Origin of the sequence: Marinobacter sp. 1-4A, from assembly GCF_016597725.1 — a bacterium.
In the GTDB taxonomy this organism is placed as follows: Bacteria; Pseudomonadota; Gammaproteobacteria; order Pseudomonadales; family Oleiphilaceae; genus Marinobacter.
The window spans coordinates 226,674-243,833 of record NZ_VCGY01000001.1 but is presented as its reverse complement, the minus strand read 5'-3'; the positions used below and the strand labels follow the sequence as shown (position 1 = coordinate 243,833).

The window sequence follows — 17,160 nt, the reverse complement described above, 5'->3', positions numbered from 1 at the left end:
GTTCAGTCCCTCACTCTTTTGAGAATGTCGCCGTAAGCGTCGATGCGCCGGTCTCTGAAGTACGGCCAAATGCGTCGAATAGATTCACTGCGATGGCGGTCAAGGGTGACACTCAGTATGCACTCTGAGTTGTCGTCGGCGCGTTCCAAAAACTCGCCTTGAGGACCGCAAATAAAGCTGTTACCCCAAAATCGAATGCCGTCTGAATGCCCGGTAGGGTCGGGCTCAGTCCCTACGCGGTTGGGCGCAATGACGGGCAGATTGTTTGCTACGGCATGGCCCCGTTGAACGGTGACCCATGCCTCTAATTGGCGCGCTTGCTCATCTGGGTCGTCGGTAATGTCCCAACCGATCGCGGTGGGGTAAATCAGTATTTCAGCGCCAGCCAGGGCCATTAATCGGGCAGCTTCCGGGTACCACTGATCCCAGCATACGAGAACGCCTAGCTTACCTACAGAGGTTTCAATGGGAGAAAAGCCATTGCGGCCGTCGTTAAACTGAGCATCGCCCGGCGTGAAATAGAACTTCTCATAGAACCCGGGGTCGTCGGGGATATGCATTTTTCGATAAAGACCGGCAATGGAGCCATCGGTTTCGATGACGACGGCGGTGTTGTGATACACGCCGTTCATGCGGCGCTCAAACACAGAGCCGACGATCACCACGTTTAGCTCCCGGGCAAGGCCTGAGAGTCGTTCGCTTGTCGGGCCGGGGATGGGTTCGGCAAGGTCGAATATGCTGGTGTCTTCAGTCTGGCAAAAATAATGGGTCGCGTGCAGTTCTTGCAACACGATCAGTTGAGCACCACCTGCGGCGGCTTCACGAACCAGCATTTCTGTTGTTGCCAAACTGGCGGCTTTGTCTTGACTGCATGCCTGCTGGATAGCGGCAACTGCGAGTTGGCCGGTCACTTGAGTTTTGGCGGAATGAGCGCTCATAGGGTGACGACTCCTTTGGGGATTTGCATGGTCACGCAGTGGAGGCTGCCATGCTGTTTTACCAGCGGGCGACAGTTGATAGGAATGATTTCCCGGCCGGGGAAAATGTCGCCCATAATGCGAATGGCTTCTTCGTCCTGCGCAACATCGTATATCGGCACCAGCACTGCTCCGTTAATGATCAGGAAGTTGGCGTAGGTTGCCGGGAGGCGTTCGCCTTCGTCACCGAATACGGGCTCTGGCCAGGGTAGCGCGGTCAGTTTGTAGGGAGAACCGTCCCGCTGACGAAACTCTTGAAGGTCTTCTTCCATGGCTGCCAAAGCGCTGTAATGTTCGTCTGCGACATCAGGGCAGACAACGTAGCAAATATGGTCTGGAGCGCAAAAGCGGGCCAATGTATCTATGTGGCTGTCGGTATCATCACCCGCCAGATAGCCATGGTTGAGCCATAGAATTCGGTTTGCACCCAGCATTTCAGCCAGTGTGTGTTCGATGGCGCCCCGGTCCATGGAGGCGTTGCGTGAGGGGGTTAAAAGGCATTCGCTGGTGGCGAGTAACGTGCCCTCGCCATCAGACTCGATGGAGCCTCCCTCAAGCACAAAGTCGACCGCCTGCATGGGAGTGGCTCCAAATACGCCGAAATTGGCAAGATGTCGGTTGAGGGCGTCGTCTTTTTCCCAGGGGAACTTGCCGCCCCATGCGTTGAAGCGAAAATCCAGCAGAGTCGGCTTACCGTCTACAAGTACGGTTATGGGGCCGTGATCGCGCGCCCAGGTGTCGTTTGCCGGAGCTGGCACCGCGCTGACACGTCCCGGCAGGCTCAGTTCGCTGGCCCAGCTGTTGAGTTCGCGTTCCAGCTCTTGCAATCGAACCACGTGTTCACAGCTGATAACCAGATGTTGGAACCGAAGAATCGAGCGGGCGATTTCAAGAAATACCGGTTCTACCTCATCCATAATCCCTGCCCAGTCGGTACCTGGGTGAGGCCAAGTAAGCACAACGGCGCTTTGGGGTGCCCACTCAGCGGGCAACACGCGTCGAGATGTCACGTTATAGTCACCTTAAAATTGCAAAAGCCGCCATTCTAAACAAAGGGCGGCGTATCGTCAGGATGTATGTCCGGGCGTACCGGGCGAAAAACGTTCGCTTCAGAGGCCTCAGCGCTGGAGTTTCAGCACCGAATGGATGACCTTGTCGCTCTCGAAATAAACCACAAATTTACCGTAGTGCCACTGGCTGATAGGGGGTTGCCCGACAGGACCTTCCACGGAATCCGGTTGGCCCCAAGAGGCGCGTACCGAGGCTTGTGCCATGCCTGTGCGAGGCATGCTCTGCTGACTTCTGTCTGCCTGATTGCCCACCGGCACGCGCAGATCTTCAGCTAAGGCGCCAGATACCGGAGCCAGAGTGAGAATCATGGCGGCTGCGAAGGTGCCAGTTACCACTCGCTTTATTGTCATTGAGGCTTCTCCATTCATGCGCAGGTCTCCGGTAAGCGCTCCGGAGACATGGATAAAACGTAATATCCGAGAATTAGGGACAAAAGTCACATGTTTTCGCCAGTCTACTCTTTTTGTCGCTGGCGTATCTGCCAACGCATCACATGACGGGCGATTTGTTGGCGGTCGCTATCTTGTATTTTGATAAAGCGTGTATGGACCCTTGCTCTGCCTGTTTCGCTGGCCTGCACGTCCAATACCTCCGCAATGGCGCGGGGCTGGAACAACTCCGGTGGCAAGGTCATGCGAACCGCAATCTGATCGCCAGTGTGCCATGCGTGTCTACGCCCGGAAAAGGCCAGACCGCCTTCGCTCAGAGTGACGTGTTGCCATTCATCCGGTTGCAAGGGATTTTGCTGAAAGGCCATAATGCGCGCTAGCGTATCCAGCTTGCCGTTGAGGGACTTAACCAGTCCGGTAAGCAGGCGGTCCTGATCTGAAAGGCTGGCAAGCTGGGATTTGATGTCCTGGTCCAGCCGCCTGAAATCAGCTTTCAGGCTCTCGAGGTGATCGTCACCAAAGAGGTTGTCATCGAATTCTTCTGGGGACGAAAGCTTACGAACTTCCAGACCAATGCGGTCTTCGATGCGGAAAAATTCCCGACGCTCAGGTAGATTGTCTGCCGGTTCGGAAGGTGCGTCTCGGGTGTGCATTCGGAGCTCCGCGTATGAAAAATATAGCAAGTAGTTAAAGTTTAGCAGTTTCCCTCCGCGCTGAAAGGCTGCGAGGGGGAATTCCAGACCACGATCGACCTGAAGGTAGCGACAGGCAACCCTCCATGTTCAGACCCTTATCGTTGTATATCGGCTTGCGTTATACCGCAGCCAAAAGGCGCAATCACTTTATATCCTTTATCTCTCTCACATCCATGATTGGGCTCATGCTTGGCGTTGCAGTACTCATTATTGTGCTCTCCGTTATGAATGGTTTTGATCGTGAGCTCAAACAGCGAATACTGGGCATGGTTCCCCATGCCATCATTCAGGGCAGCGGGCCGCTGGATGACTGGGAATCGGTAGATGCTCAAGTACAACAACACCCAAGAGTGCTAGCAGCTGCGCCGTTTATTCAGGGGCAGGGTATGGTTACCGGTGGCGGTGATGTGCGGGGCGTTATGCTAAATGGCATATTGCCCGAGGAGGAGCGGTCGGTTTCTATCATCGAAAACCACATGATTGAAGGCAGGCTTGATGATCTGGTATCCGGAGAGTTTGGCATTATTGTAGGGCGGACTATGGCGTCCAGCCTACGTTTACAGTTGGGGGATAAAGTAACCGTGGTGCTCCCCGAAGCGTCGGTAACGCCAGCAGGTGTGTTGCCACGTCTCAAGCGTTTTACTGTGAAAGGGATATTCAGTGTTGGTGCAGAGCTGGATGGTAATTACACGCTCATCCACATGGACGATGCGGCAAAACTCATGCGTACCGGAGGCAAAGCTCAGGGAATAAGGCTGTTGGTCGACGATCTTTTTGCAGCGCCCAAGGTTGCCGCAGAGGCGGCGGGCGACTTGTCCGGCCGTTACTACATTTCAGACTGGACTCGCACCCACGGCAACTTATTTCAGGCTATTCGCATGGAGAAAACCATGATCGGCCTGTTGCTGATGTTTATTGTGGCGGTGGCAGCATTCAATATTGTGTCCACATTGGTGATGGTGGTCACCGACAAAACAGCGGATATCGCGATTCTGCGAACCATGGGGGCAACACCCGGGCGAATTATGCGGATCTTCATTGTGCAAGGTGCGGTTATTGGGGTTTTTGGCATTTTGATTGGCACCACCCTAGGCGTTTTAGGTGCACTTAACATCAGTGCATTTATTGCCTGGCTTGAGGGCGCAATCGGGCAGCAGTTCCTGAGTGCTGATGTCTATTTTATCAGCTACTTACCCTCCCAGCTGCAATGGCAAGACGTAGCCGTTATCAGTGGCGCCGGACTTGCCATGAGCTTGCTGGCAACCATTTACCCGGCGTGGAGAGCGTCACGAGTTGATCCTGCGGAGGCTCTTCGTTATGAATAAGGAAAGCGGCGCCATGAAGGACGTACCTCTGGTAATCGACTGTCGGAAAGTGACCCGTACCTACACTCAGGGGCCGGAAAAACTGACCATATTCTCTGATATCTCGTTGGAAGTGACGGCGGGTGAAACCGTGGCCATTGTGGGTAGCAGCGGTGCGGGTAAAACAACACTGCTAAACCTTCTTGGTGGGCTAGACAAGCCTTCAACGGGGCAGATCTCTATTTGTGGCAGGGATATTCATCGATTGTCTGAGGCTGGGCGCGCGCGCTTTCGAAACCGGCATCTGGGCTTTGTTTACCAGTTTCATCATTTGCTGCCCGAATTCACTGCACTCGAGAATGTCATGATGCCCTGTGCCCTTGGAGGTATGTCGGTGAGCGATTCACGTTCCCGAGCACAGTCAATTTTGCAAAGAGTTGGGCTTGCCGAGCGCTTGGAGCATAAGCCCGGGGAGTTGTCCGGTGGCGAGCGCCAGCGTGTCGCCATCGCCCGTGCGTTGGTGAACGAGCCGGATTGCGTGTTGATGGACGAGCCCACCGGTAACCTCGATGAACATACGGGTGAGGGTGTTCGGACACTTATCGAGTCTTTGCGGGACCAGCTAGGGATTGCGTTTGTCATGGTAACCCACGACATGAAGATGGCTAGAAGCTTGGGGCGGGTATTGAGGCTGGAGCAGGGGCGGCTGGTTCAGGAGGTGTGATCGCCGCGGGTTCGCTGGAGTTCTTCCCGGCGAGCCTTGCGCCGAAGTTGCCAGTCCGTTCGGATTTTACGGCGCCAAATAAACTGTATTCCCAAATACGCGATGCATGCCGAAACCGTGGCGACAATCAGCGAACCCAAATACAGCGGTATGCCGATGTCCAGCAGGCGCTCGCTAAGCCACGGCCACGAGAGTTGCAAGTCGAAGCTAAGAACCGGCCGGTTAAGCGCCCATGCGCCAACTTTGTAATTGAAATAAAAAATAGGTGGCATGGTAATCGGGTTGCTGATCCACACCAGCACCGCAGAGAGGGGGAGATTGGCGTTAAACCAGATGGCAAAAAAACCTGCGGCAAGCATCTGGAAGGGCATGGGAATAAAACAGAAAAACACGCCAATCAGGAACGCGCGGGAAACACTGTGACGGTTGATGTGCCATAAGTTGGGTTCATTCAGGATATCGCCGAGGAATCCAAGCGATTGCATCGCTTGCACCCTTTCAGGTGATGGCAGATAGCGTTTCATGAACTTCTTCGGCATTGGGAAACTCTACCTTCGAGTAGAATGAAACTCCGGCGTCAAGGATGTCGCCGACGGATAAACTCATCGGGAGGACACGGATTGTCCGGAAGATCTACAGTGCTGAGCGTTTTCGCTTTTTCCTGCGGCGTCATCTTACTTTATAGATTGGCGGTGTTGCCAGCTCAAGTGTGGCTGAGTCTGGCTACTCTGGCTGTTATATTCCTACTTTCACCAGTAGGGCGGATGCTTCCCAAGGCATGTTGGCCGCTTATTATTGGTTTCACATTAGGTGCTTTTTGGGCCGCCTTATGGGCCCACGAACGCCTTGACCAGCGGCTTCCCGATGGGCTTGAGGGTGAGAGGGTCAACGTATCCGGCTACGTCTGTGACCTTCCAGCAGCTGGTAGTTTCAATAGCATCCGGTTCAGCTTTTGTGTAACACGTTGGTACGGGGTTTCCCTGACCCGGCAGGCTAACGGTTCTCTACCCAAAACATTGCGTTTGGCTTGGTATGGCCAATCTGAAGCACGGCTTCCAGATCATCGGTTGCGCCTTGAGGTGGTTCTAAAAAAGCCCCATGGCGCTTTGAACCCCGCAGGCTTTCGCTACGAAGATTGGCTGTTTCGTAAAGGCTACCGAGCTACCGGCAGTGTTCGAAGTGCCGCTTCGGACCCTTCTGTCAGCTGCGCACTCGAATGTCAGTACCATCGATTTCACATGCAACTTGCAGACTGGGTAGATGAGCAGTTTGTTAAATCCAGCTACCACCCTCTCATTGCCTCACTGCTTATAGGGAACCGAGGGCATTTGTCTTCGGAGCACTGGGATGTTTTAAAAGCGACGGGCACGATCCATTTGGTTGCTATCTCCGGCCTTCACTTAGGCTTGGTGGCATTGGGTGCCGGGCTAATTGCTCGTCGATTTTTATTGGCCATATCGTCCTATCGACTTAGTGAGCGCTTCGTTCGTTTAGCCGCATTTGCTGTTGTGCTTTTTTGTTGCCTGCTCTATGCGTTGGCGGCAGGTTTCACGGTGCCAACCCGTAGGGCTTTAATTATGGTCGCGGTTGGCAGCTGGGTTCTGCTCAAAGCCCGGCATGAGCCTGCTTGGCATTCGCTATTGATCGCGCTGGGTCTTGTGCTCTTACTTGATCCATTTGCACCACTGGATCAGGGGTTTTGGTTGTCGTTCGGAGCTGTCTCTGTTCTTCTTTGCGTATTTGCGGGCCGTTTGGGGCGCATCGGTTGGCTGGCGGGCTTGTTGTTGGCTCAAGGGGCTGTATTTGCCGGGCTCTGGCCGCTGCTTGAACTCGTCGGGCAGGGTCAACCGGTTGCAGGGTTGCTTGCAAATATCTTGGCCATTCCTTGGGTTTCATTGGTGGTTATGCCGGTGCTTATTGTCGGCGGGATTATGGTCGCCTTGCTGCCACCGATGTTGGATTTGGTTATTGCGCTGATGGACGCAGTGCTCGGCGTGATGTGGCGCTTTCTTGACTGGGTTGCCGGTATGGGTTGGCCCGACCTCGATGGAAGCACGCTCGAAATAGGCGGCTTTTCAGTCTTGGTGTTGCTGGTTGCAACGGTACCTATTCGAATGTTTCAGGCGGTGGGGCTTATTGTTGCACTGGCTTGGGCTGCAACTGCGGGTCTGCCCAACAGTGCCGACAATCCGCGGGTTTCAGAGCCCGAAGTAAGGGTTTGGGATGTGGGTCAAGGTCTATCGGCCATGCTCAGGGCGGGCGATGACGTTCTGCTCTATGACACGGGGCCGGAGGTAAAAGGTGTCTTTTCTGCGGCGGAGTCTGTGCTCATACCGAACCTCAAAGCTCTGGGGATCAAGCGTATCGATACCTTGGTTATAAGCCATGCCGACAGTGATCATTCTGGCGGGGTTAACCGGATCTTGGCGGAGTTTAAGGTTGGTCGTATTGTGACAGGTGAGCCAGTGGCTGTTCGGGACAAACTAGAGCAGGGCGAAGCGGTTGCTATCCATGCGTGTGGGGGCAAGTCTGCGCTGGGTGATGAACTTTCGCTTTTCTACTGGCAGGCGACCGGAGATGTCAAAGGTAACGACGCATCCTGCGTACTTTCTGCCCGGCAGGGTCAGGCCGCAGAGTGGCTGTTCTCAGGTGATATCAGCTCCCGCATCGAGCCGCTGTATTTGGAAGCTGCGGAGGCTGAAACTCCGAATATTAAGCCTCGTGAACGCGTTGTTCTCGCGCCCCACCATGGCAGTAAAACGTCATCTTCTGAATTTTGGGTGAACGAGCTTAATCCGAGTTTGGTGATTTATACCGCAGGGTACCGGCATAGGTACGGGCACCCTCACAGAGACGTAACGGCCCGTTACCGCAGCGCTGGCGCTCTGGCGCTGAACACGGCTTGCTCAGGCAGTTTGGTTATGAGGGTGGTGGATGGGGTATTGAAAACGACCGAAGCCCGCCACAAAGCGCCCTTCTGGATTGGCGGTCCCGGTCTGGCAAGGGATACGTGTAAAATACCGTGACATTGCGGGTGTGGCCTCGACCTGCAGCTATGCTAAAGTAGCGCGGCTTGTAAACAATCAGGGAGATCAAGCGTGTTCGAGCTGTTGAAAGCTGGTGGCATTTTGATGGTGCCAATTATTGCCTGTTCCATTCTGGCGCTTGCGATTATTCTGGAACGTTTCTGGACTCTTCGGGCGTCGCGTGTTGCACCGCCTCAGACGATTAATGAGCTTTGGCGCTGGATCAAGAAAAAAGAGCTAAATGGCCGCAAACTCAAAGCACTGCAAGGTTCTTCGCCCATGGGGCGTATCCTCGCGGGTGGTCTTATGAATGCCAAGCACGGCCGTGAGATCATGAAGGAGAGCATTGAGCACGAGGCCAGTCAGGTTATCCATGAACTGGAGCGCTTCCTGAACCCCTTGGGTACTGTAGCAACGATAACGCCGTTATTGGGCCTTCTGGGCACGGTTATTGGCATGATTAAAGTGTTTGCGGAGATTCAACTGGCCGGCGTAGGCAATGCAGGCAATCTGGCAGGTGGTATTTCCGAAGCACTGATTACCACGGCAGCCGGTTTGAGCATCGCGATTCCTGCTCTGATATGTCACCGCTATTTCATCCGGCGGGTAGACGAGCTGGTGGTTAGCATGGAGCAGGAAGCCATCAAGCTGGTTGAAGTGGTGCACGGTGACCGTGAAATTGACGTGGAAGGGGCTTGAGCGCCGTGAAGTTCACACGCCAGAGAAGCCAGGAAGTCGGAGTAGATCTTACGCCGCTGATTGATGTGGTGTTTTTGCTGCTGATTTTCTTTATGGTCTCGACGACCTTCACGCGGGAAAGCCACTTGCAGGTGGAGCTTCCAGAGGCCAGCGGCGAACCGTCCGCGCCTTCCGAAGTTAAACAGATAGACGTTGTTATCAACGCTGAAGGTCAGTACATCCTGAATGATAAGGCTCTGGTTAATAACCGTCGTGAGACCCTCGAAAGGGGTGTGGGCGAGCTGGCCGAAGGTGACAACAGCCTACCATTCGTTATCACCGCGGATGCACGCACACCCCACGAGTACGTGGTTAGAGCCATGGACGTTGCAGGTCGTTTGGGCTTTGCCCGGCTGAGTATTACTACCGAACGTGAGACTGAAAGCCAGTGAGTCAGCCAGTTCAGCCAACAGGCCCGAACAAGGTCCAGCCAGGCGAAAGTTGGGAGACGTACAAACGCCTGCTGGCGTATGTGAAACCTTTCTGGTTGGCCTTTTCGCTTGCGGTTGTCGGTAATATTATTTACGCGGCAGCTTCTACGGGCATGGCCGCCGCTATGGAATACGTCATAGCGGCTATTGAGAACCCCACCGAGCAAAATCGGATTCTGCTGACTGCGCTAATCATTGGTATGTTCATGTTTCGTGGGGTCGGAACATTTCTAAGTCAGTACTTCATCAGCTATGTCGGTCGACAGGTCATAAACTCACTTCGTACCGATGTGTTCAATCGGCTGATGACGCTCCCGTCCCGTTACTTTGACGACAATGCCGCGGGAAGGTTGGTTTCCAAGCTTACCTTCAACGTAGAGCAGGTCGCTGAAGCTACCACAAATGCCGTAACCATAACCCTTAGGGAAGGCCTCACAATCGTGGGTCTGCTCAGTTTTATGCTGTACACCAACTGGAAACTGACCCTGATTTTTCTCGCTGTCGGGCCTTTGATTGGAGCCGTTGTTGGATACGCCAGCAAGCGGTTTCGCAAGATAAGCCAGCGTATTCAGGGCTCGATGGGTGATATAACCCACGTGGCCTCCGAGTCTATTACCGGCTATCGGGTGGTGCGAACGTTTGGTGGCGAAGGGTATGAAAAAGAGCGTTTTCAAAAGGTTAACGATCGAAACTTAAAACAAAGCCTTAAAATGGCTTCTACCCAAGCGATCAGCGTACCGGTGATTCAGACGCTGGTAGCCGTTGCGATCGCGGCCTTGGTCTGGACCATGCTAGCCCCGGAGATACGGGGTGAGATGACAACCGGCCAGTTGGTTGCGTTTATTACCGCAGCTACCACCATGGCCAAGCCCATTCGTCAGGTTACCTCGGTTCATGCGCAGATCCAGAAGGGCGTGGCTGCTGCTTACGATGTATTCGAAACCATTGACGAAGCCCCCGAACAAGATCTCGGTACCTTCGCGCCCGAGCGTGTTGAAGGCAACATTGAATTTGATGAAGTGTCGTTTCGTTACCGGGATCAGCTCGATAACGTGTTGGAGGGCATATCCGTTGATATTCCGGCAGGTCAGAGCGTTGCATTGGTAGGGCGTTCGGGAAGCGGAAAATCAACCATGGTGAGCTTGTTGCCCAGATTCTACGAATATACTGGTGGCGATATTCGTATTGACGGACACTCCCTCAAAGACTTTTCTCTGAAAGCACTTAGAGCTCAAATTGCTCTGGTTACCCAGAACGTTGTGCTGTTTAACGACTCGATAGCAGCCAATATTGCATACGGCGCACTGAGAGATTGCAGCCGGGAAGAAATACGTGAAGCGGCGGCGAAAGCCCATGCACTGGAGTTTATCGACCGCATGCCCGAGGGGCTGGACACCATGATTGGTGACAACGGCGTTATGCTCTCAGGTGGTCAGCGGCAAAGACTGGCTATTGCCAGAGCGCTGTTGAAAGATGCTCCCATACTGATTTTGGATGAGGCCACCTCCGCTTTGGATACCGAATCTGAGCGGCACATTCAACAAGCTCTGGAAACCGTTATTCAAGGCCGCACTACCTTGGTTATTGCCCATAGGCTTTCGACTATTGAAAATGCCGACAGGATTTTGGTAATGGACAACGGTCGCATAGTGGAGTCCGGAGCCCATAACGAGTTGCTTGCCAGCAATGGTGCTTATGCCCAGCTACATCAAATGCAGTTCAGCGAGCACTCATGACCTCCTTGGTGGATCGCCTCTGGTATGGCAAGGGTCGGCCCTTGCTTTTGTTGACGCCGCTTTCATGGCTGTACCACACCATCGCTGAAGCGCGACGACGCAAGGCAATGGAAGCCCAAACCAAGAAGCTGGGTGTTCCGGTCGTAGTTGTGGGCAACATTACCGCAGGAGGCACCGGAAAATCTCCGCTAACTGCTTGGCTTGTCAGCGCCATGAAGGCTGAAGGCTGGCGCCCTGTGGTACTGAGTCGCGGCTATGGTGGCAAGGCTTCTGATTATCCCCTGCTGGTGACGGAAGATACATTGCCATCCCTTGCCGGTGATGAGCCGGTTATGTTGGCGCAGGCAACGCGCGTACCCGTGATTGTTGACCCGGATAGACGCAGGGCAGCCGCATTTGCGCTTGATAATGCGTTAGGCGATGTTCTAATCAGCGACGATGGGCTTCAGCACTACAGATTGACTCGGGATATCGAGCTTTCGGTGTTTGATGGCAGTCGCGGTATCGGCAATGGTGCTTTAATTCCAGTGGGGCCTCTGCGAGAGCCGGTTAGCAGGCTTGATACCGTCGATTTCGTTGTTGTGAACGGTGCCACGGAAACGGATGATGAAGGCAGGGTGCCACCGGAAGCACTATCGGGCATCCGGCACCGGCAAATGTACGCCATGAGCCTCAAGCCAACACGTTTGGTTAACCTCAAAACCGGTGAGGTTCGAGCCCCCGAGAGCCTTCAAGGTCAGAAAATTCGCGCGATAGCCGGTATAGGTAATCCGACCCGCTTTTTCGATACGCTCAAAGGGCTGGGCGCGAAATTAATTGCTGTGCCTTTTCCCGATCATCACCGGTTTCGCCCGGAAGATCTCGGTTCCGAGTCCGGTCACATGCTCGTTATGACCGCTAAAGACGGCGTTAAATGCAGCAGTTTTGCACCGGATAATGCCTGGGTGCTCCATGTTGAAGCGTCCTTGCCAGAGGCATTTTCAGAAGCTGTTCTTGAAAAACTGCGGGCTAGCTTCGAAGAGCCTGATTCTTAACCGTTAGTGAGATTGCATTATGGACAAAAAACTCGTGGCTTTGCTTGCTTGCCCTGTTTGCAAGGGTGAGTTGAAATTGAATGAAGCGAAAACGGAACTGACTTGCTATCAGGACGCCATGGCCTTTCCCATTCGTGAAGGTATTCCGGTTATGCTCGCGACCGAAGCCCGTACACTCTCCACCGACGAACGTCTTCACAAAAACTGAGCAAGCTCTCTGCAGGATCGAAGCCCCATGTCTTTTACGGTTGTGATACCGGCCCGTTATGCGTCCACCCGCTTGCCCGGAAAACCATTGCTGGATATCTGCGGCAAGCCAATGATTCAGCACGTTTGCGAACGCGCCTCTGAAAGCCAAGCCAGTCGTGTTGTTGTTGCCACGGATGACTCTCGTATTCACGATGCCTGTGAAGCCTTTGGTGCCGAAGTGGTCATGACATCGCCCAATCATGTGAGTGGGACAGACCGTCTTGAAGAGGTGGTGCGTAAGTTGGGGCTTGATGCCGATCATCGCGTGGTGAATGTGCAGGGAGATGAACCGCTGATTCCGCCCGAGTTGATAGACCAGGTAGCTGACAACCTCGAACGCTATCCCGATGCAGCGATTTCGACACTTTGCGAACGCCTCCACGATATGGAGCAAATCTTTAATCCCAACGTGGTAAAGGTCGTTTTCGACTCACAGGGCATGGCACATTATTTTAGCCGCGCGCCCATACCTTGGGCCCGCGATTACTGGAACAGCATCGGTAAAGACAACCTTTCGGCACCGAATGCCAGTGCGGCATTACGAGATGGCACCGGATATTTTCGCCACATCGGCATCTATGGCTATCGCGCCAGCGTACTCAGTCGGTTTGTCAGCTGGCCCCCGGCGCCTACAGAACTGGCGGAGTCGTTGGAGCAGTTGCGGGCGCTGTACAACGGCGCACGAATTCACGTTGAGGTTGCCTCCGGAACGCCTCCGGCTGGAGTTGATACCGAAGCGGACTTGCAGCGGGTGAGAGGATGGATGGCCAAATACATTGAAAGGGGAGTAAATCGGGTATGAGTAAACACGCCAGTGTGCTTTTTGTGTGTCTTGGCAACATTTGTCGATCACCAACCGCAGAAGGTGTGTTCCGCAAGCTGGTGGAGCAGGCTGGGTTGCAGGAGCAAATACACATTGATTCCTGTGGAACCAGTAACTGGCACATAGGAAAGGGGCCGGATTCCCGGTCAGTTGAAGCTGCTGGCAAGCGCGACATCGATATAAGCACGCTGAAGGCGAGGCAGTTTACCGAGAAAGATCTGGACACCTTTGATTACGTGGTGGTTATGGATCGCCAGAATCTTGCCGACGTAAAAGACATATGGCACCAAAATGGCGGCACTAGGCCCACGCTTTTTCTAGAATACGGCAGCACTGAGCTCGCAGAAGTTCCCGACCCCTATTACGGCGGTGAAGATGGTTTCGAGCATGTGCTCGATCTGATTGAAGACGCCAGCGTTGGCCTGCTTAGGAAAATTCAGGAGAGTATGGCGTGAGCCAGCAGGCGGAACCTCACGAGAATGTTCAGCTTAAAAAGCTCAATACTCTTTGCGTGTCCGCAACGGCCAAACACTACATGGATGTCGCTAGCCTGAATGAGCTACGCCTTGCGCTGGCATGGGCGCAGGAAAAAGGGCAAAAAACACTGGTGCTTGGTAGTGGCAGCAATCTGGTTTTTGCCGGTGACTTTCACGGCCTTGTGATTCGCATGCAAATCGCTGCGCGTTATTGGGAGCAGGTTGACGACACAGGTGCCACACTGGTTTTGGGTGCCGGTGAAAACTGGCACGAGGCCGTACTCTACGCCGCTGGGGCGGGGTACCGGGGTATTGAAAACCTTGCACTTATCCCTGGTACAGCAGGTGCAGCACCGGTTCAAAATATAGGCGCTTACGGCGTTGAACTTTGCGATACCTTGATTTCTGTTACAGCCTTGGATCGCGACTCCAATCAGCTGGTGTGCCTTGATAACTCGGAGTGCGGTTTTGCCTACCGAGATAGCCTGTTCAAGCGCTCTCCCGGCCGCTACATCATCACTGAGATCCGCCTTAGACTGTCGCGCACAAAGCCCTTGCAACTAGGCTATAGGGATCTTGAGGACTACTTGGGGGAGACGAAAACTCAGGATTTGGAAGCTCTGACAGTGGCCGAAGCGGTGATGGCAATTCGCAGGCGAAAGTTGCCGGACCCCGAGATAATTCCAAACGTAGGCAGCTTTTTCAAAAACCCGGTTGTACCCGTTGAGCAGTTTAATGAGCTTCAGGCGAGGTACCCAGACGTTGTTGGCTACCCACAGAGCAATACCGTCAAACTGGCAGCCGCTTGGTTGATTGACCAGAGTGGGTGGAAAGGGTACCGAAATGCCCGGGTAGGGGTTCATAACCGTCAGGCCCTTGTGCTGATTAACCACTCAGGTGGAACAGGACGTGATGTGCTAGAGCTTGCGGCGCAAATCCGCAAGTCGGTACAGGAAGGTTTCGGTGTTACTTTGGAGATGGAGCCGGGGGTTGTGGGGGGGTGAATGCCGCCAATGAGGTTTTGAAAACCAACCCGGCGATTCAAGGCCTTGCTACAGGCCTTGAATCCGAGTCTTCTAAGGGCGCTTTTTTACAAGCCTTTGCGAGGCGATGCTTTGATTAGAAATGGCAGGGCTTCCTCAATGGCAATGTCCTGCTTATCTTCGTCCCTGCGCCCCTTGTACTCCAAAGTGCCCGCGGCAAGCCCGCGATCCGAAATGACAAAGCGGTGGGGGATTCCGATCAGTTCCATATCGGCAAACTTTACGCCGGGACGTTCTTTACGGTCGTCCAGCAGCACATCATAGCCAGCCTGCTTTAATTGCTCATAGAGCTTCTCACCGGCTTCAGCCACTACGGGCGTTTTGTGGGCGTTCAGCGTAACAATAGCCACTTGGAAGGGGGCGATGGCGTCCGGCCAGATTATGCCTTTGTCATCGTGGTTCTGCTCAATTGAGGCCGCAACGATGCGGGATACACCAATTCCGTAACAGCCCATGTCCATGATGACGGTTTTACCGTTCTCATCGAGTACTGTGGCATTCATGGCGGTGCTGTACTTGTTGCCCAGCTTGAAGATATGGCCAACTTCAATGCCTCTGCGTATCTCCAGTGTTCCCTTACCATCCGGGCTGGGGTCGCCCTCAACGACATTGCGAATATCTTCAACGCGCCCAAGAGGCAGATCCCGCTCCCAGTTCACGCCGGTCAGGTGATAGCCTTCCTTGTTAGCGCCGCAGACAAAATCAGCAAGATGGGCTGCGCTGCGATCTACAATAACCGGCAGGTTCAGATTCACCGGGCCAATGGAACCGGCTTTGCAACCTACGGCAGATTCGATTTCTTCGTCGGCCGCCATGGTGAGAGGGTCTGCCACGCCGTCCAGATTTTCTGCTTTAATCTCGTTTAGAGAGTGGTCGCCACGCAGGATCAAAGCGACTAGACCAGCATTGCTTTTTTCTTCCTCTTCTTTCGCTTCTGCTTTAACCAGCAGGGTTTTAACCGTGCGGGTGGCGTCAATATTCAGGAATTCGGAGATTGCCTCAATGGTGCGCTGGTCCGGCGTTGCAATTTCTTTCAACTCTTCAGCCGGTAGGGCGCGTTCGCCACTTGGAGCAACGGCTTCGGCTTTTTCAATGTTGGCGGCGTAATCGCTCTGCGTGCTGAATACTATGTCGTCTTCCCCGGAGGAAGCGAGTACGTGGAACTCGTGGGATGCGCTGCCACCAATGGCACCTGAATCGGCCTGTACCGGGCGGTAGTCGAGCCCCAGGCGGTCAAAGATAGCGCAGTAAGTGCGATGCATAACCTGATAGGTTTCATCCAGTGATTCGGCATTCACATGGAAGGAGTAAGCATCTTTCATGATGAATTCCCGGGCACGCATCACCCCAAAACGGGGGCGGCGCTCATCGCGGAACTTGGTTTGGATTTGGTAGAAGTTCGCCGGCAGTTCCTTGTAGCTGTTCAGCTCATTGCGGATAAGATCGGTAATGACTTCTTCGTGAGTAGGGCCAAAGCAAAAATCACGGCCGTGGCGGTCGTTCATTCGCAGCAATTCGCCGCCGTATTGCTCCCAACGACCGGACTCCTGCCACAGTTCTGCAGGCTGAACCGCAGGCATGAGAACTTCCTGTGCGCCGCTTTTGTCCATTTCTTCACGAACAATCCGCTCAACCTTGCGCAGGGTTCTAAGGCCCAGGGGAAGCCAAGTGTAAAGGCCTGCTGCCAGTTTGCGGATCATGCCTGCACGCAGCATCAGCTGGTGGCTGATAATCTCCGCGTCAGAAGGCGTCTCTTTCTGGGTTGCAATCAGATAACGGCTTGCTCGCATTGTGGTTTCCGTTCAGTGATGTTTCGAAGAGGGGTATTTTGTAAAGTGGCGTTTATTGTACGGAGCCTGCCGCACAAGGTACAGATCGTGAGCGCTGTTATCCGCTAAGCAGACGCAGCATCAGGATAAATACCCTAAAGGTAGGGCCGTGCTATCGATAACGCGTTTAAGAACAAAGCTTGAGTGAACCCCGCTAACCCCCTGTATTCGGGTGATGCGATTGAGTAGAAAGTGATGGTAGTGGTCCATATCCGGCACTACTACCTTCAGCATGTAATCCGCATCATGGCCGGTCACCAAATAGCATTCCAGAATCTCCGGATATTCGCTTACCTGTTCCTCAAATGCCGCAAAGCGCTCGGGGGTGTGCCTATCCATTCCAATTAGAATAATCGCTGTCAGCGAGAGGCCGAGCTTTTTGTGATCAAGCACGGTTACGGTGCGCACAATAATGCCTGCTTCTTCAAGCGCACGTACCCGTCTCAGGCATGGGGAGGGGGATAGCCCCACTTTTTCGGCAAGCTGTTGGTTGGTTAGCGAGGCGTCTTTTTGTATTTGGGCCAGAATGCGACGGTCTATTTTGTCAATTTGTACGAGTGTTTCTTTATTTTGAAGCATAAAATTGCCAGTGATGTCTTTTTGGAGGTATATATA

General features: G+C 53.8%; 18 protein-coding genes. 11 read left to right on the top strand and 7 right to left on the bottom strand.

The window, feature by feature from the left end; genetic code table 11:
* Positions 1 to 2: 2 nt before the first annotated feature.
* From FE845_RS01055 to FE845_RS01040, 4 genes are all read right to left on the bottom strand, one after another.
* Entirely contained in the window at positions 3 to 938 is a 936-nt protein-coding gene (locus tag FE845_RS01055) for a carbon-nitrogen hydrolase (RefSeq protein ID WP_200361075.1), read from the bottom strand.
* Positions 935 to 1,987 (bottom strand): agmatine/peptidylarginine deiminase, encoded by a 1,053-nt coding sequence (locus FE845_RS01050; protein ID WP_200361073.1) that lies wholly within the window; start codon positions 1,985 to 1,987, stop codon positions 935 to 937. Before FE845_RS01050 ends, FE845_RS01055 begins: the two co-directional genes overlap by 4 nt.
* A gap of 108 nt (positions 1,988 to 2,095) precedes the next feature.
* Positions 2,096 to 2,398 carry a hypothetical protein gene (locus tag FE845_RS01045; protein WP_200361071.1) on the bottom strand — a complete coding sequence of 101 codons (303 nt, stop codon included), beginning with the start codon at positions 2,396 to 2,398 and terminating at the stop codon, positions 2,096 to 2,098.
* Positions 2,399 to 2,502: 104 nt separating this feature from the next.
* Positions 2,503 to 3,090: a PilZ domain-containing protein gene (locus FE845_RS01040; protein ID WP_200361069.1), complete on the bottom strand. Its 588-nt coding sequence runs from the start codon at positions 3,088 to 3,090 to the stop codon at positions 2,503 to 2,505.
* Positions 3,091 to 3,215: 125 nt separating this feature from the next.
* On the opposite strand from FE845_RS01040, the gene FE845_RS01035 reads away from it, so the two are divergent.
* Together FE845_RS01035 and lolD are read left to right on the top strand one after the other, a co-directional pair.
* A complete protein-coding gene (locus FE845_RS01035; RefSeq protein ID WP_200361067.1) occupies positions 3,216 to 4,457 on the top strand; it encodes a lipoprotein-releasing ABC transporter permease subunit in 1,242 nt (413 codons plus the stop codon).
* Positions 4,458 to 4,470: 13 nt separating this feature from the next.
* Entirely contained in the window at positions 4,471 to 5,160 is a 690-nt protein-coding gene (lolD, locus tag FE845_RS01030; protein WP_413785070.1) for a lipoprotein-releasing ABC transporter ATP-binding protein LolD, read from the top strand.
* On the opposite strand, the gene FE845_RS01025 is transcribed toward lolD, so the two are convergent.
* Complete coding sequence (locus FE845_RS01025; protein WP_200361063.1) at positions 5,148 to 5,699, bottom strand: DUF2062 domain-containing protein; 552 nt, start codon at positions 5,697 to 5,699, stop codon at positions 5,148 to 5,150. The genes lolD and FE845_RS01025 overlap by 13 nt on opposite strands.
* An 81-nt stretch (positions 5,700 to 5,780) precedes the next feature.
* Between FE845_RS01025 and FE845_RS01020 the strand changes: the two genes are divergently transcribed.
* The 9 genes from FE845_RS01020 to murB all read left to right on the top strand — a co-directional run bounded on the left by FE845_RS01020 (position 5,781) and on the right by murB (position 14,677).
* Complete coding sequence (locus tag FE845_RS01020; RefSeq protein WP_227713984.1) at positions 5,781 to 8,186, top strand: DNA internalization-related competence protein ComEC/Rec2; 2,406 nt, start codon at positions 5,781 to 5,783, stop codon at positions 8,184 to 8,186.
* A gap of 72 nt (positions 8,187 to 8,258) precedes the next feature.
* Positions 8,259 to 8,885 carry a MotA/TolQ/ExbB proton channel family protein gene (locus FE845_RS01015; protein WP_200361059.1) on the top strand — a complete coding sequence of 209 codons (627 nt, stop codon included), beginning with the start codon at positions 8,259 to 8,261 and terminating at the stop codon, positions 8,883 to 8,885.
* A gap of 5 nt (positions 8,886 to 8,890) precedes the next feature.
* Entirely contained in the window at positions 8,891 to 9,316 is a 426-nt protein-coding gene (locus tag FE845_RS01010) for an ExbD/TolR family protein (protein ID WP_200361057.1), read from the top strand.
* Entirely contained in the window at positions 9,313 to 11,091 is a 1,779-nt protein-coding gene (msbA, locus tag FE845_RS01005) for a lipid A export permease/ATP-binding protein MsbA (protein WP_200361055.1), read from the top strand. Before FE845_RS01010 ends, msbA begins: the two co-directional genes overlap by 4 nt.
* Complete coding sequence (gene lpxK / locus FE845_RS01000; RefSeq protein WP_200361053.1) at positions 11,088 to 12,125, top strand: tetraacyldisaccharide 4'-kinase; 1,038 nt, start codon at positions 11,088 to 11,090, stop codon at positions 12,123 to 12,125. Before msbA ends, lpxK begins: the two co-directional genes overlap by 4 nt.
* Before the next feature lie 19 nt (positions 12,126 to 12,144).
* Positions 12,145 to 12,333: a Trm112 family protein gene (locus FE845_RS00995; RefSeq protein WP_200361051.1), complete on the top strand. Its 189-nt coding sequence runs from the start codon at positions 12,145 to 12,147 to the stop codon at positions 12,331 to 12,333.
* 27 nt (positions 12,334 to 12,360) lie between these two features.
* On the top strand, positions 12,361 to 13,176 hold the full coding sequence (kdsB, locus tag FE845_RS00990) for a 3-deoxy-manno-octulosonate cytidylyltransferase (RefSeq protein ID WP_200361049.1): 816 nt from the start codon (positions 12,361 to 12,363) through the stop codon (positions 13,174 to 13,176).
* Positions 13,173 to 13,652, top strand: a complete 480-nt coding sequence (locus FE845_RS00985; RefSeq protein ID WP_200361047.1) for a low molecular weight protein-tyrosine-phosphatase — start codon at positions 13,173 to 13,175, stop codon at positions 13,650 to 13,652. The genes kdsB and FE845_RS00985 overlap by 4 nt, the downstream gene beginning before the upstream one ends.
* Positions 13,649 to 14,677: a UDP-N-acetylmuramate dehydrogenase gene (gene murB, locus FE845_RS00980; RefSeq protein ID WP_200361045.1), complete on the top strand. Its 1,029-nt coding sequence runs from the start codon at positions 13,649 to 13,651 to the stop codon at positions 14,675 to 14,677. The genes FE845_RS00985 and murB overlap by 4 nt, the downstream gene beginning before the upstream one ends.
* An 86-nt stretch (positions 14,678 to 14,763) precedes the next feature.
* On the opposite strand, the gene FE845_RS00975 is transcribed toward murB, so the two are convergent.
* On the bottom strand, positions 14,764 to 16,506 hold the full coding sequence (locus FE845_RS00975; RefSeq protein WP_200361037.1) for a proline--tRNA ligase: 1,743 nt from the start codon (positions 16,504 to 16,506) through the stop codon (positions 14,764 to 14,766).
* Between the two features lie 120 nt (positions 16,507 to 16,626).
* Positions 16,627 to 17,124, bottom strand: coding sequence for an Lrp/AsnC family transcriptional regulator (locus FE845_RS00970; RefSeq protein ID WP_200361035.1), 498 nt, complete (start codon positions 17,122 to 17,124; stop codon positions 16,627 to 16,629).
* Between the last annotated feature and the right edge of the window lie 36 nt (positions 17,125 to 17,160).